The organism is Streptomyces viridiviolaceus (genome assembly GCF_014650995.1).
In the GTDB taxonomy this organism is placed as follows: domain Bacteria; phylum Actinomycetota; class Actinomycetes; order Streptomycetales; family Streptomycetaceae; genus Streptomyces; species Streptomyces viridiviolaceus.
Genome location: NZ_BMWA01000009.1, coordinates 146,302 through 160,739 on the forward strand (window position 1 = coordinate 146,302; position 14,438 = coordinate 160,739).

The 14,438-nt window shown below is 71.9% G+C and carries 15 protein-coding genes; 7 read left to right on the top strand and 8 right to left on the bottom strand.

The genetic code is table 11. From position 1 onward, the window contains the following. Positions 1-20 precede the first annotated feature (20 nt). On the top strand, positions 21-1,379 hold the full coding sequence (locus tag IE260_RS14750) for an MFS transporter (RefSeq protein ID WP_189871812.1): 1,359 nt from the start codon (positions 21-23) through the stop codon (positions 1,377-1,379). A gap of 12 nt (positions 1,380-1,391) precedes the next feature. Here IE260_RS14750 and IE260_RS14755 read toward each other — a convergent pair whose 3' ends face one another. Next, positions 1,392-1,979 carry a Uma2 family endonuclease gene (locus IE260_RS14755; protein WP_189871814.1) on the bottom strand — a complete coding sequence of 196 codons (588 nt, stop codon included), beginning with the start codon at positions 1,977-1,979 and terminating at the stop codon, positions 1,392-1,394. Between the two features lie 115 nt (positions 1,980-2,094). Here IE260_RS14755 and thpR point away from each other — a divergent pair, with 115 nt between their 5' ends. Beyond that, entirely contained in the window at positions 2,095-2,667 is a 573-nt protein-coding gene (gene thpR, locus IE260_RS14760; RefSeq protein WP_189871816.1) for an RNA 2',3'-cyclic phosphodiesterase, read from the top strand. A 137-nt stretch (positions 2,668-2,804) separates the two neighbouring features. Here thpR and IE260_RS14765 read toward each other — a convergent pair whose 3' ends face one another. Next, positions 2,805-3,797: an aldo/keto reductase gene (locus IE260_RS14765; RefSeq protein WP_189871818.1), complete on the bottom strand. Its 993-nt coding sequence runs from the start codon at positions 3,795-3,797 to the stop codon at positions 2,805-2,807. 46 nt (positions 3,798-3,843) lie between these two features. Continuing rightward, positions 3,844-4,431: a Uma2 family endonuclease gene (locus tag IE260_RS14770; protein WP_189871820.1), complete on the bottom strand. Its 588-nt coding sequence runs from the start codon at positions 4,429-4,431 to the stop codon at positions 3,844-3,846. 90 nt (positions 4,432-4,521) lie between these two features. On the opposite strand from IE260_RS14770, the gene IE260_RS14775 reads away from it, so the two are divergent. Then, entirely contained in the window at positions 4,522-5,277 is a 756-nt protein-coding gene (locus tag IE260_RS14775; RefSeq protein WP_189872133.1) for an aminoglycoside adenylyltransferase family protein, read from the top strand. Here IE260_RS14775 and IE260_RS14780 read toward each other — a convergent pair. After that, complete coding sequence (locus IE260_RS14780; RefSeq protein WP_189871822.1) at positions 5,262-5,939, bottom strand: GDSL-type esterase/lipase family protein; 678 nt, start codon at positions 5,937-5,939, stop codon at positions 5,262-5,264. The genes IE260_RS14775 and IE260_RS14780 overlap by 16 nt on opposite strands. A gap of 89 nt (positions 5,940-6,028) precedes the next feature. On the opposite strand from IE260_RS14780, the gene IE260_RS14785 reads away from it, so the two are divergent. Further along, positions 6,029-6,997, top strand: coding sequence for a WD40 repeat domain-containing protein (locus IE260_RS14785; RefSeq protein ID WP_189871824.1), 969 nt, complete (start codon positions 6,029-6,031; stop codon positions 6,995-6,997). Here the strand turns inward: IE260_RS14785 and IE260_RS14790 are convergent. After that, positions 6,971-7,759, bottom strand: coding sequence for a TetR/AcrR family transcriptional regulator (locus IE260_RS14790; protein WP_189871826.1), 789 nt, complete (start codon positions 7,757-7,759; stop codon positions 6,971-6,973). The two genes, IE260_RS14785 and IE260_RS14790, sit on opposite strands and share 27 nt — an antisense overlap. 86 nt (positions 7,760-7,845) lie before the next feature. Between IE260_RS14790 and IE260_RS14795 the strand changes: the two genes are divergently transcribed. Further along, positions 7,846-8,820 carry an ATP-binding cassette domain-containing protein gene (locus IE260_RS14795; RefSeq protein WP_189871828.1) on the top strand — a complete coding sequence of 325 codons (975 nt, stop codon included), beginning with the start codon at positions 7,846-7,848 and terminating at the stop codon, positions 8,818-8,820. Further along, the gene (locus IE260_RS14800; RefSeq protein WP_189871830.1) at positions 8,817-9,638 is read left to right on the top strand and encodes an ABC transporter permease; all 822 of its coding nucleotides are present in this window, start codon (positions 8,817-8,819) and stop codon (positions 9,636-9,638) included. The genes IE260_RS14795 and IE260_RS14800 overlap by 4 nt, the downstream gene beginning before the upstream one ends. Before the next feature lie 144 nt (positions 9,639-9,782). Here the strand turns inward: IE260_RS14800 and serC are convergent, their stop codons facing one another. Continuing rightward, positions 9,783-10,901, bottom strand: coding sequence for a phosphoserine transaminase (gene serC / locus IE260_RS14805; protein WP_189871832.1), 1,119 nt, complete (start codon positions 10,899-10,901; stop codon positions 9,783-9,785). 108 nt (positions 10,902-11,009) lie between these two features. On the opposite strand from serC, the gene IE260_RS14810 reads away from it, so the two are divergent. Beyond that, complete coding sequence (locus IE260_RS14810) at positions 11,010-13,880, top strand: FAD-binding and (Fe-S)-binding domain-containing protein (protein ID WP_189871834.1); 2,871 nt, start codon at positions 11,010-11,012, stop codon at positions 13,878-13,880. Positions 13,881-13,909: 29 nt separating this feature from the next. Here the strand turns inward: IE260_RS14810 and IE260_RS14815 are convergent, their stop codons facing one another. Then, the gene (locus IE260_RS14815; RefSeq protein WP_229880759.1) at positions 13,910-14,185 is read right to left on the bottom strand and encodes a hypothetical protein; all 276 of its coding nucleotides are present in this window, start codon (positions 14,183-14,185) and stop codon (positions 13,910-13,912) included. Further along, the gene (locus IE260_RS14820) at positions 14,182-14,421 is read right to left on the bottom strand and encodes a hypothetical protein (RefSeq protein WP_189871838.1); all 240 of its coding nucleotides are present in this window, start codon (positions 14,419-14,421) and stop codon (positions 14,182-14,184) included. Before IE260_RS14820 ends, IE260_RS14815 begins: the two co-directional genes overlap by 4 nt. Between the last annotated feature and the right edge of the window lie 17 nt (positions 14,422-14,438).

Here is a 14,438-nt window from a genome sequence, read left to right on the forward strand (position 1 = left end):
TCGCGAGGAGGCGAACCCTTTTGAGTACGGGACCCGGAGCACCTTCCGCCCCCGCACCGGACCACCACGACGACCCCCTTTCCCGGACCCCCCGCAAGCCGTCCATGTTCGCCTCCCTGAAGGTCAGGAACTACCGCCTGTTCTTCATGGGACAGGTCGTCTCCAACATCGGCACCTGGATGCAGCGCATCGCCCAGGACTGGCTGGTGCTGAGCCTCACCGGCTCCTCCGCCGCCGTCGGCATCACCACGGCCCTGCAGTTCCTGCCGATGCTCCTCTTCGGCCTCTACGGCGGTGTCCTCGTCGACCGCCTGCGCAAGCGCCCCACGCTGCTGGTCACCCAGTCGGCGATGGCCCTCACCGCGCTCTTCCTGGCCGTCCTCACCCTCACCGGCCACGTCCAGGTCTGGCACGTCTACGTAGCGGCCTTCGCCATGGGCCTGGCCACGGTGGTCGACAACCCCGCCCGGCAGTCCTTCGTCTCCGAACTGGTCGGCCGGGACCAGCTGCAGAACGCCGTCAGCCTGAACTCGGCCAACTTCCAGTCCGCCCGCCTGGTCGGCCCCGCCGTCGCGGGCCTGATGATCACCGGTGTCGGCACCGGCTGGGCGTTCCTCTTCAACGGTCTGTCCTTCGTCGCGCCCCTCACCGGCCTGCTCCTCATGCGCTCCCGCGAGCTGCACGCCGTCGAGCGCGCCCCGCGGGGCAAGGGACAGCTGCGCGAGGGCCTGCACTACGTCGCCGGCCGCCCCGAGCTGATCTGGACCATCGTGCTCGTCGGTTTCATCGGCACCTTTGGCTTCAACTTCCCGGTTTTCCTGTCCGCCTTCGCCGACGACGTCTTCCACGCCGGAGCCGGCACCTACAGCCTCTTCAACACCCTGATGGCCGTCGGCTCGCTGGCGGGCGCCCTGCTGGCCGCCCGGCGCGGCACGGCCCGGCTGCGCGTGCTGATCGCGGCGGCCCTCGCCTTCGGCGTCCTGGAGATCGTGGCGGCCACCGTCCCGGGCCTGTGGGTGTTCGCCCTGCTGATGGTCCCGATCGGCGTGTTCAGCATGACGGTCAACGTCACCGCCAACACCAGCATCCAGATGTCCACCGCCCCGGCCATGCGGGGCCGCGTCATGGCCCTGTACATGATGGTCTTCCTCGGCGGCTCTCCCGTCGGCGCCCCGATCGTCGGCTGGGTCACCGACACCTACGGCGCCCGGGTCGGCTTCGCCGCCGGAGGCGCGGTCGCGGCCCTCGCCGCGGCCGTCATCGGCCTGGTCCTGGCCCGCGTCGGCAACCTGCGCCTGTCGGTCGGCTGGCACCACGGGCACCCCAAGGTGCGGTTCGTGCCGCGGGAGCGGCGGGAGGAGCTGGCGCCGGCGGCGTAGCGGGGGTCCGGATCAGTCGCGGGGGAAGTCGTCGGTCTTGAGGGTGAGGCCGACGACGGTGCCGGTCAGGTCGATGTCCTCGCCGAAGCCGAAGCTGATGTCGACGTGGTACTTGCCGTCCTGCGGGTGGGTGTGCAGGTGCCACTCGCCCACGTACGGATCCACGATCAGGTACACCGGGACGCCTGCGGCGGCGTACGTGTCCTTCTTCGGCCCGTAGTCGTTGCCGGCGGTGTCCTTGGAGATGACCTCGGCGACGAACTCGACGTCCTGGTGCCGTACGTGGCCCTTGTCGTCCTCCTCGGCGTCTTCCGCAAGAGCCACCACGTCGGACGCGAACCCGTTGAGACGCCCTGGATAGTCGATCCGGACATCGGACATCAGACGCGTGCGGGGATACTTGGTACGCAGTTGTTCGATGATGTTCAGGACGATGTCCCAGTGGGTGCGGCGCTGCGGCGTCATGAAGATGTGCCCCCCGACGATCTCGGTCTTGTATCCCTCGGGGACGGGCATCTTCTCCAGCCACTCGAACAACATGTCGAGCGTGAGTTCGCCGCTGCTCTCGGCCATCTCGATCCTGTCGTCAAGGACGGTCATCGTGGCGCTCCTCCCCAGCTGCCCCCGACGCGAGTGCAGCCGCGCGGTACAACGATACGCACGGTGACCGGGACACGCGCGGACGTACACGTGTTCCCCGGGGCAGACTGACCGCATGAGACTGTTCGCCGCCGTCCTGCCCCCGGAGAACGTCACGGCCGCCCTCGGAGCCGAGATGGCCGCGCTGAAGAAGCTGCCCGGCGCCGACCGGCTGCGCTGGACCGGCCGCCCCGGCTGGCACTTCACCCTCGCCTTCTACGGGGAGGTGGACGACGGCCTGGTCCCCGACCTGTCGGCCCGCCTGGAGCGCGCCGCCGACCGCACCGAGCCCTTCCCGCTGGCCCTGCGCGGAGGCGGCCAGTTCGGCCACGGGCGGGCCCTGTGGGTGGGGGCCGAGGGTGACGTACGGCCCCTGCGGCTGCTGGCCGACCGCGCCGAGTCGGCGGCGCGCAAGGCGGGCCTGCCGATGGGGGAGCACCGCCGCTACAAGCCCCACCTGACGGTGGCCCGCAGCCGGGCGGCCCACGACGTGCGGGCGTACCTGGATGCCCTGGAAGACTTCACGAGTCCCACGTGGACCGTGGAGGAGCTGGTGCTGGTGCGCAGCAACCTGCCGAAGTCCGGGGTGCCGGGCGAGCAGCCCCGCTACGAGGCGGTCGCCCGCTGGCCGCTCGGCGCGTCCGGTTAGGCTCTCACTGTGGACCCGAAGACCCGGAACCGGATCATGGCCGGTGTGCTCGTGCTGATGCTCGTCGTGGTGGCGGTGGCGGCGGCGCTCGGATAGCCGCGCAAGCGGCGCCGCGCGCCGCCGCCCCGCTCACCGCGCTACCAGGCGAAGGCCTCCGGAGCGGGCCCCGGACCCGGGAAGATCTCGTCGAGCCCGGCCAGCAGCTCCGGGGACAGCTCCAGCTCCACGGCGCGCAGCGCGGACGCGAGCTGCTCGGCGGTCCGCGGACCCACGATGGGACCGGTCACACCGGGCCGGGTGAGCAGCCAGGCCAGCGCGGCCTCGCCCGGCTCGATCCCGTGCTTGTCGAGCAGGTCCTCGTACGCCTGCACCTGCGCCCGCACGGCGGAGTCGTTCAGCGCGGTGGCGGCCCGGCCGCTCGCCCGTCGTCCGCCCTGGACCTCCTTCTTGATCACACCGCCCAGCAGTCCGCCGTGCAGCGGCGACCAGGGGATCACCCCCAGCCCGTAGTCCTGCGCCGCGGGGACGACCTCCATCTCGGCGCGGCGCTCGGCCAGGTTGTACAGGCACTGCTCGCTGACCAGCCCGATGGTCCCGCCGCGCCGGGCGGCGATCTCGTTGGCCTGGGCGATCTTGTACCCGGGGAAGTTGGACGAACCGGCGTACAGCACCTTGCCCTGCTGGACCAGTACGTCGACGGCCTGCCAGATCTCCTCGAAGGGGGTGGCACGGTCGATGTGGTGGAACTGGTAGAGGTCGATGTGGTCGGTCCGCAGCCGCTTCAGGCTGGCGTCGACGGACCGCCGTATGTTGAGGGCGGACAGCTTGTCGTGGTTGGGCCACGCGGGGCCGTCGGCGCCCATGTTCCCGTACACCTTGGTCGCGACGACGACCTTGTCCCGGCGTCCGCCGCCCTTGGCGAACCAGTTCCCGATGATCTCCTCGGTACGGCCCTTGTTCTCGCCCCAGCCGTACACGTTGGCGGTGTCGAAGAAATTGATCCCGGCGTCCAGCGCCGCGTCCATGATCGCGTGGCTGTCGGGCTCGTCGGTCTGCGGACCGAAGTTCATGGTCCCGAGGACCAGCCGGCTGACCTTGAGTCCTGTGCGTCCGAGCTGCGTGTACTCCATGGGCCCCAAGCCAACGGCTTGGAGTGCGCTCCAGGCAAGGGGCGGCTCAGTCGCGGGGGAAGCCGTCGGTCCTGAGGGTGAGACCGAGGACGGTGTCGGTCAGGTCGATGTCGTCGCCGAAGTCCACCTTGGTCCGCGTGACGTAGTCGCCGTTCTTGGGATTCGTGTAGACGAAGCAGCGGCCCTGGTAGGGGTCGGCGATGAGGTAGAGGGGAACCTCGGCGGTCGCGTAGGCGGCCTTCTTCGGGCCGTAGTCGTTGGCGGCCGTGCCCTCGGAGATGACCTCGGCGACGAACTCGACGTCCTGGTGACGCCAGTGGCCCGTCTCGTCCTTCGCCGCTCCGTCGCGCAACTTGGCCACGTCCGGGCAGAACCCGTTCTCGTGGCCCGGGAAGTCGATGCGGACGTCGGAGAACAGCCTGACGCCCTTCCCGAACTCTTCGCGGACAGCCGACGCGATGTCGAAGATGATCCCCCAGTGGGTGTCGCGCTGCGGTGTCATGTGGACGTTGCCCCCGACGATCTCGACCCTGAATCCTTCGGGGACGGGCATCCGCTCCAGCCGCTCGAACCACTCGTCCAAGCGCTGGGTGTTGGCGTCGGCCATGGCGATCCTGTCTTCGAGGACGGTCATCGTGGCGCTCCTCCCCGGCTGCCCCACGGACGAGTACAGCCGCGCGGTACAACGATACGCACGGTGACCAGGACACGGGAGGACGCGCATATGCCGGAGCGGGATCGCACCGACCACCTCGTCGCCCTCGTCCGCCGCCACCTCGGCGACGACGTGCTCGGCGTCTACGCGCACGGTTCCGCCACCCTCGGCGGCCTCGGCCCGCACAGCGACCTCGACCTCCTGGCCGTCGTACGGAACCGTACGGCGTACGGGCAACGCCGGGCGATGACCGAGGAGTTGCTCGAGGTCTCCGGCGGGGAGGCGCGGCGGCCCGTCGAACTGATCGTCGTCGTGCGGGGCGAGGTACGGCCCTGGCGGTACCCGCCGAACCGCGAGTACCTCTACGGCGAGTGGCTGCGCGACGACTACGAGCGCGGGGTCGTCCCCGAGCCGGAGGCCGATCCCGACCTCGCGCCGCTCCTGACGATGGTGCTGCGCGCCGACGCCCCGCTGTACGGCCCGCCGCCCGCCGAACTCCTCGACCCCGTTCCGCCCGAGGACCTGCGGCGGGCGATCGTCGCCGGGGTGCCGCGGCTCGTGGCGGAGCTGCCGGACGACACCCGCAACGTGCTGCTCACGCTCGCCCGCGTCTGGAGCACGCTCGACACCGGTGACATCCGGTCGAAGGACGCGGCGGCCGACTGGGTCGTCGCGCGCCTGCCCGCCGAGCACCGTCCCGTCATGGCCCGGGCCCGTGCCGTCTACCTCGGTCACGAGGAGGAGCGCTGGGACGACCTGGAGGGCGCGGTGCGGCCGTGCGCCCGGTTCCTGGTCCGGAAGATCGAGGGCTACGACCCGGTGTAGGGGCCGCCCAGCCCCCACCCCTCGTACATCGCCTCCGCGAACGCCTGCGCGATCTTGTGCTCGCCGTCGGCGTTGGGGTGCGTGCCGTCGTAGGTGTCGGTGTGGATGTCGTACGACGCCGGCGGCGTGGCCAGGAGCAGCGGGGAGTCCGGTTCGTCGAGGTCTATGACCGTCTTCGCCAGGAGGTCGTTGAAGCGGGTGACCTGCGTGGCGAAGGACGGGTCGGCCTCCGCGCGGATGTTGGGGATCACCGGGAGGACGGCCATCCGGATGCGCGGGTCGGCCGCCCGCGCCTCGGCGACGAAGACGCGGACGTTGTCCGCCGTCTGTTCGGCGTCGGTGTAGAAACCGAGGTCGATCAGGCCCAGGGAGACCAGGAGCACGTCCGCGCGGCAGGTGCTGACCATCTCGCGGATCAGCGGGGCCATGTGGTGCCAGCCCTCGCCCCAGCCGGCCAGGTGGGCCCGCGGGAAGTCGGGGTCGGCGTAGGCGTACGAGGTGGGGGCGTCCGTCGTCTGGTCGTGCAGGGTCTCGCGCGGGCCGACGAAGGTGAAGGGGCCGCCGTACGTGGCGCACAGGTGCTGCCACATCCGGTAGCGCCACGTGTGTTCGCCGGCGCTCCCGATGGTCATGGAGTCACCGACGGACATGAACCTGAGCATCCGATCATCATGGACGATCGGCCCGGTGACCGCGATGTGAGACCGGCCACCCGCCGTGAAGCGCCCCGCGGGATGGCAGTCTTGGGGGCATGCGCCGACCCTTCGCCCTGCTCGTTCCGGCCCTCCTCGTGGGCGCGTTCACCGCGCCCGCCTCCGCCGCCGACGGGAGCGACGGGTTCACGATCAGGGACCCGCGCATCACCGAGTCCAGCGGTCTCGCCGCCTCACGCCTCCACCCCGGCGTCTACTGGACGCACAACGACCAGGACAACGGGCCCTACCTCTACGCCGTGGACGGCGGCACCGGCGAGACCGTCGCCCGGATCGCCCTCTCCGGTGTCGGCACGCCCCGGGACGTCGAGGCGATCTCCATCGGGCCGGACAACCGGATCTTCGTCGGGGACATCGGCGACAACGACGGCGTCACCTGGCCGTACGTGTGGATCTACGAGCTGCCCGAGCCGAAGGAGCTGAAGGACCGGACGGTCCGGGCCACCCAGTACGTCGTCAAGTACGAGGACGGGCCGCGCGACGCCGAGTCACTCGTCGTGCACCCGAAGACCGGGCGGGTCTACGTCATCGACAAGCAGGAGGACGGCGGGCACCTGTACGAGGGCCCGGCGAAGCTGTCCGCCTCGGGCACCAACGTCTTCCGGCCCACCGCCGCCGTCGACCTGTGGGCCACCGACGCCGCCTTCTCCCCGGACGGCGAACGGCTCGCCGTCCGCGGCTACTTCGGCGGGATCTGGTACGACTGGAACGGCGGCAGGATCGAGCGGAAGGGGCGGCTCAGCGTGCCCCTGGGGCAGGGGGAGTCCGCCACCTACACCACCGACGGGAAGAAACTGCTGCTCGGCAGCGAGGGCACCGACAGCCCGGTGCGGGCCGAGGACGCGCCCGGGGGCGGCGGGTCCGGGTCGTCGACGTCCGGTGGCGGAGACGCCGACGGCTCGGACGGTGACGGATCCGGCGGGGACACGCTCAAGGTCGGGGCGCTCGGCCTGCTCGTCGTGGGCGCCGCGCTGTTCGGCCTACGACGGCTCTTCCGGCGCGGCTGAGCCGCCCGCGGCCCGCCGTGCGGCCACCAGCACCTCCAGTCCGTCCAGGATCCGCTGCAGCCCGAACTCGAAGTGGTCGAAGCCGGGGCCGAAGGTCTCCTCGGAGAGGGAGGCCAGGAAGGGATAGCGCCCGCTGGTCATGGCCTTCTCCAGCGTCGGCCGCTGGGCCTCCCAGAACTGCGCGTCCGTCAGCCCGGACGTGCGCTCGGCCTCCTGCTGGTACACCTGAGTGCGGGCGGCTCCGACGACGTACCCGTCGATCATGATGATCGCCGAGATCATCTCGGGATCGGACAGGCCGATGGACTTGATCCGGGCGAGCACCTTCTCCATGCCGTCGAGCGCCCTCGGGCCGAGGATCGGGCGGGACTGATTGACCTCCAGCAGCCACGGGTGGCGGCGGTAGAGGGCGAGGGTGGCGCGGGCCATGGCCTCCAGGGCGGCGCGCCAGGTGCCGTCGCCGAGGGCGGCCGCGTCGTCGGAGGGATGCTGGACGCGGTCCAGCATCAGGTCGAGCAGTTCGGCCTTGCCGGGGACGTAGCGGTACAGGGACATCGTGCCGGTGCCGAGTTCCGTGGCGATCCGGCGCATCGAGACCGCGCCGAGCCCGTCCCGGTCCGCGACCTCGACGGCGGCCTCCACGATCCGGTCCAGCGTGAGACCCGGTTTGGGGCCGCGGCTGGGCCGCCGGCCGGTGTCCCACAGCAGGTCGAGGGTCCGGGCGATGTCGCCGCTGCCGCTGGTCTCCGTACCGCTCGTCATGTGCGCAGTCTAGTTCCGCGCGGAAAAACTGGGTACGGCGTACGCGCAATCGGGTACGGTGTACCCAGTTATCGGAAGGGGGACCCATGAACGACGGTTACGCGGTCCGGGCCGAGGCCCTGGAGAAGCGCTACGGCGAGAAGCGCGCCCTGGACGGCTTCGACCTCGTCGTCCGGGAGGGCACCGTGCACGGGCTGCTCGGGCCGAACGGCGCCGGCAAGACCACCGCCGTGCGCATCCTGTCCACGCTGATCCGGCTGGACGGGGGGCGCGCCGAGGTGGCCGGTCTTGACGTGACCCGGCAGGCGCGCGAGGTGCGGGCACGGATCGGTCTCACCGGTCAGTACGCGGCCGTGGACGAGGTGCTGACGGGACGCCAGAACCTGGAGATGTTCGGCCGGCTGTTCCACCTGGGCGGCAGGCGGGCGCGGGCGCGGGCCGTGGAACTGCTGGAGCAGTTCGACCTGACCGACGCCGCCGACCGGGGCGTCGGCAAGTACAGCGGCGGCATGCGTCGCCGGCTCGACCTGGCCGCCTCGATGATCCTCGCCCCGGCGGTGCTGTTCCTGGACGAGCCGACGACGGGACTGGACCCCCGCAGCCGGGGCGAGGTCTGGGAGTCCGTGCGGGCGCTGGTGGCGGGCGGCACGACGGTGCTGCTGACCACGCAGTACCTGGAGGAGGCCGACAAGCTGGCCTCCCGCATCACCGTCATCGACCAGGGGCGGGCCATCGCCGACGACACCCCGGACGGACTGAAGAACCTGGTCGGCGGCGACCGTGTCGAGGTCGTGGTCGCCGAGCGCGCCGAATTGCCGCGGGCGGTGAAGGTCGTCGCCCGGGTGTCCGACGGCGAGCCCGAGACCGACGAGGACGCGCTGCGGGTGCACGCCCCGGTCACCGACCGGGTGAACGCCCTGACCGAGGTGGCGCGCACATTGCGGGACGAGGGGGTCCGGGTCGAGGACATCGGGCTGCGCAGGCCGAGCCTCGACGACGTGTTCCTGCGCCTGACCGGACACCGGACCGACGTCCCGCAGAGCAAGGAGGCATCCGCATGAGCGCCGTCGACCTGACCGGGCCGAGCCGTCACGGACGCCTGTACTGGCTGCTCGCCGACTGCGGCAACATCGTCCGCCGCGGCCTGACCCACTACCAGCGCCAGCCCGTCAACATCGCCTGGCAGCTGGGCTTCCCGATCCTCTCCGTGCTGCTGTACGGCTACGTCTTCGGCAGCGCGATGACCGTGCCCGGCGGTGGTGACTACAAGGACTTCCTGATGCCGGGGATGTTCGTGATGACGATGGCGTTCGGCTTCATCAACACCGCGACCGTCGTCGTCTACGACTCCACCAAGGGCGTCATCGACCGGTTCCGCTCCATGCCGATGGCCTCCTCGGCGGTGGTGGCCGGGCGCGGGGTGACCGATCTCGTGGTCGCCTGCGCCGAGCTGGGCATCATGATGCTGACCGCACTGGCCATGGGCTGGCGGCCGGACGGGGGCTGGGGCTTCCTGGCCGCGTTCGGGCTGCTGCTGTGGCTCAGGTTCGCGCTGATCTGGATCGGCGTCTGGCTCGGACTGCTCGTGCCCAACCCGGAGGCGGCGGGAGGGCTGTTCGCGGTGGCGTTCCCGCTGACGATGATCTCCAGCATCTTCGTCGCCCCGCAGCTGATGCCCGACTGGCTGGGCTGGGTGGCCGCCTGGAACCCCATCTCCTCCACGGCCGCGGCCGCCCGCGAGCTCTTCGGCACACCCGTCGGCGGTGGCGACTCGTGGGTCGAGCAGCACGCGCTGCTGATGGCGGGGGTGTGGCCCGTCGTACTCACGGTGATCTTCCTGCCGCTCGCGGTGCGGAGGTTCCAGCGGCTCAGCCGCTGACGCACACCGAGGCCCCGGCGGACCCGCCGGGGCCTCCTGCTCGATGCGACCGGCAACCCGCGGGGCAGAGACGGGGAAGGCGCCCCGCACGTGGTGCTGGGCGCCTTCGGGAACCGTCGGACGGGCCCGACACGGGGCCGGCCGCTAGAGCTTCTCGATCACGTAGTCGACGCACTTGGTCAGCGCCTCGACGTCCGCCGGGTCGATCGCCGGGAACATCGCGACGCGCAGCTGGTTGCGGCCCAGCTTGCGGTACGGCTCGGTGTCGACGATGCCGTTGGCACGCAGCACCTTGGCGACGGCGGCGGCGTCGACCTCGTCGGTGAAGTCGATCGTGCCGATGACCTGCGAGCGCTTGGCCGGGTCGGTGACGAACGGGCTCGCGAACTTCACGTCCTCCGCCCAGCCGTACAGCGTGCGCGCGGAGGCGGCGGTGCGGCCGGTGGTGAAGTCCAGGCCGCCCTGGCCGTTCATCCACTCCAGCTGCTCGTTGAGGAGGAACAGCGTGGCGAGGGCCGGGGTGTTGTACGTCTGGTTCTTGCGGGAGTTGTCGATCGCCGTCGGCAGCGAGAAGAACTCCGGGACGTGCCGGCCGCTCGCGTGGATCCGCTCGGCGCGCTCGATCGCGGCCGGGGAGAAGATGCCGATCCACAGGCCGCCGTCGGAGGCGAAGGACTTCTGCGGGGCGAAGTAGTAGACGTCGGTCTCGGCGATGTCGACCGGCAGGCCGCCGGCGCCGGAGGTCGCGTCGACCAGGACGAGGGCGCCCTCGTCGGCACCGGCCACGCGCTTGACGGGCATGGCGACGCCGGTCGAGGTCTCGTTGTGCGTGAAGGCGTAGACGTCCACGCCGGCCTCGGCCTGCGCCTCGGGGTGCGTGCCCGGGTCGGCGGAGATGATCGTGGGCTCGGCCAGCCACGGGGCGAGCTTGGCCGCCTTGGCGAACTTGGAGCTGAACTCGCCGAAGCTGAGGTGCTGCGACTTGTTCTCGATCAGGCCGTGGGTCGCGACGTCCCAGAACGCGGTGGAACCGCCGTTGCCGAGGATCACCTCGTAGCCGTCGGGGAGCCGGAACAGCTCGCGGATGCCCTCGCGCACCTTGCCGACCAGGTTCTTGACCGGGGCCTGGCGGTGGGAGGTGCCGAGCAGGGAGGTACCGGTGGCGGCCAGGGCGTCCAGCGCCTCCACCCGCACCTTGGAGGGACCCGCGCCGAATCGACCGTCCGCGGGCTTGATGTCAGCAGGAATCTGGATCTCAGCCACGAGCCGGAGGGTATCTCTTCGGTGAAACCGGACGGCGACGTGTCCGTTCGATGAGACGAGATCTCCGCCCAACGGACCTGTGGGGAGCTACGAGAGCATCCTGGTCGCATGACCGATCTGGAGGCAGCACTGCGCGAGGTCGTCCGGGGCGAGGTCGGGTTCGACGTCACCTCCCGGGCGTTGACGACGATGGACGCGTCCAACTACCGGCGGGTGCCGCTCGGTGTCGTGGCACCGCGCGACGCCGACGACGTGGCGGCCGCGCTGGAGGTGTGCCGGGGGCACGGGGTACCGGTCGTGCCGCGCGGCGGGGGCACCTCGATCGCCGGGCAGGCGACGGGGACGGGCGTGGTGCTGGACTTCACCCGGCACATGAACCGGCTGCTGGACCTGGACCCGCGGGAGCGCACGGCCGTCGTCCAGCCGGGACTGGTCCTGGACCGCCTCCAGGAGGCGGCCGCCCCGCACGGCCTGCGCTTCGGGCCCGATCCCTCCACGCACAGCCGGTGCACGCTCGGCGGGATGATCGGCAACAACTCCTGCGGGTCGCACTCGGTGGCCTGGGGCACGACGGCGGACAGCGTGCGGGAGCTGACGGTGCTCACCGCGCGCGGGCGGCGGCTCCGGCTCGGGCAGGGCTGGACCGGGGCGCCGCAGGGTCTGCGGGAGCTGGCGGAGGGCGAACTCGCGCGACTGCGCACCGGCTTCCCCGAACTGCCCCGCCGCATCTCCGGATACGCACTGGACGCGCTGCTGCCCGAGAACGGCGCGGACGTGGCCCGGTCCTTCTGCGGTTCGGAGGGCACCCTCGGCGTGCTGACCGAGGCCGTCGTCCGGCTCGTCGAGGCGCCGCCCGCGCGTGCGCTCGCGGTGCTGGCCTACGCCGACGAGGGCGCGGCGGCGGAGGCGGCGGCCGGGCTGCTGCCGCTCGGGCCGCTGACGGTGGAGGGCATGGCGGCGGACCTGGTGCCGGAACCGGCCGGGCTGCCCCGCGGCGGGGCCTGGCTGTTCGTGGAGACCGGCGGGCGGACGGAGGCGGAGGCACGCGCGCGTGCCGAGGCGGTCGTGCGGGCCGCCGACGTCGTCGACGCCCGGGTGGTGACCGACCCGGCGGGGCAGCGGGCGCTGTGGCGGATCCGGGAGGACGCGAGCGGCACGGCGACGCGGATGCCGGACGGCTCCGAGGCGTGGCCCGGGTGGGAGGACTGCGCGGTGCCACCCGCGCGGCTAGGCGCCTACCTGCGGGACTTCCGTGGCCTGCTCACCGCCCATGGCCTGCGCGGCACGCCGTACGGGCACTTCGGTGACGGCTGCATCCACGTCCGCATCGACTTCGACCTGCTGACCGAGGCGGGGATCGCCCGCTTCCGCCGCTTCTCCGAGGAACTCGCCGAACTGGTCGTCGCACACGGCGGCTCGCTGTCGGGGGAGCACGGCGACGGACAGGCGCGGGCGGAGCTGCTGCCGAGGATGTACGGCCCGGAGACGGTGGCCCTGTTCGAGAAGGCCAAGGCGGTCTGGGACCCGGACGACCTGCTCAACCCCGGCATGCTGGTGCGCCCGGCGCCGCTCGACGCGAACCTCCGCTTCTCCGTCCTGCCGCGCCGCCCGGTGGACGTCGCCTTCGGCTACCCGTCCGACGGCGGTGACTTCTCGGCGGCCGTACGGCGCTGCGTGGGCGTCGCCAAGTGCCGTACGGCGTCGGCGGCGGGCCCGTCCGTCATGTGCCCGTCCTTCCGGGTGACGGGGCAGGAGGAGCACTCCACGCGCGGGCGTGCCCGGCTGCTGCACGAGATGCTCGCCGGAGAGCTGGTGACCGAGGGCTGGCGGTCGACGGAGGTCCGCGACGCCCTCGACCTGTGCCTGTCCTGCAAGGGCTGCCGCTCGGACTGCCCGGTCGAGGTCGACATGGCCACCTACAAGGCCGAGTTCCTGCACCACCACTACGCCGGCCGCCGCCGCCCCGCCGCCCACTACAGCATGGGGTGGCTGCCGGTGTGGCTGCGCTGGGCGGCCCGCACGGGGACGGCACCGGTCGTCAACGCGCTGGCGTCCGTGGGGCCGGTGGCGGCGGTGGCCAAGCGGCTGGGCGGGATCGCGGGGGAGCGGGCGGTGCCGCGACTGGCGGGGGAGACGTTCAGCCGGTGGTGGCGGAAACGGGCTCGCACGGAAGGCGCGGGGGAGCTGGTCGTCCTGTGGCCCGACACCTTCACCGAGCACCTGTCGCCGTCCGTGGGCCGGGCGGCCGTACGGGTCCTGGAGGCGGCGGGGCTGCGCGTGGCCCTGCCGCCGACGCTGCGGACACCGCGCGGCCGGATCGGCGACGGCAGGTCGCGCACGGCGGCCGCCCTGCTGACGGCCCGTCGTGGCCGGGTGTGCTGCGGGCTGACGTACGTCTCCACGGGCCAGCTCGACCGGGCGCGCGCGGTGATGCGCCGCACGCTCGACCTCATGGCCCCGGTGCTGGAGTCCGGCGCCCCGGTCGTCGTCCTGGAGCCGAGCTGCGCCGCGGCCCTGCGCACCGACCTGCCGGAGCTGCTGCACGACGATCCCCGCGCGGCCCGGCTCGCCGCCCGCGTCCTCACCTTCGCGGAGACGCTGGAGCGCCATGCCCCCGACTGGACCCCGCCGGCCATCGACCGCCCGGTCACCGGCCAGACCCACTGCCACCAGCACGCGGTCCTCGGCGACACGGCCGACCGCCGCCTGCGCGAGGCCGCCGGCCTCACCGGCGAGCTGAGCGGCGGCTGCTGCGGACTCGCCGGCAACTTCGGCTTCGAGAAGGGCCACTACGAGGTGTCGGCGGCCTGCGCGGAGGACCAGCTGCTGCCGGCGGTGCGCGAGGCACCGGAGGGAGCGGTGGTCCTGGCGGACGGCTTCTCCTGCCGTACGCAACTGGCACAGCTCGCGGGGGTACGGGGGCGTCATCTGGCGGAGGTGCTGGCGGAGGGGCTGGGCGGTCGTGATGAGAACGGGTGACAAAACCGTCCTGAGTGTCATCCACCCGCTCAGTTGAGCCCGCGCAGTCTCCGTCCCCGGCTCTCGGCGACGCGCAGCGCGTCGCCGAGAGCCTCGGTCAATCGCTCCGCGAGGTAGTGGAGTTCGTAGTGTGAGGCGTCGGGAAGAATATTCCGGGCGTGGGTGATCAGCTCCGTGCCCATGGCGAGCTGAGTGGCCTCGGCGATGTCGGCCAGCCGCGACACGGGGCCACCGTCGTCATCGGTGACCAGGTAGCACGGCTTGCCCTCGTCACCGGCCCAGGGCAGCAGCCGCGGCTCCTTCACGCCGCCTCCCTCCCGTACGGCCGGCACGCGACGACGTACGGGCGCACGGACACCGTCTCGGCACCGTCGAGGACGGAGGGCAGGCCGTAGGGGCTGCGGTGGGAGGGGAGGGGGAGGACGTCGGGTGCGGCCAGTCGTTGTGGTGCCGGAGGTGAGGCCGGGTGACGCAGACGCGGGCCTCGAGGGTCGAACAGCAGGCTCACCCACGTGACGATGCGGCCGATTAGCTCGGTCATGTCAACAGCTCCGATCA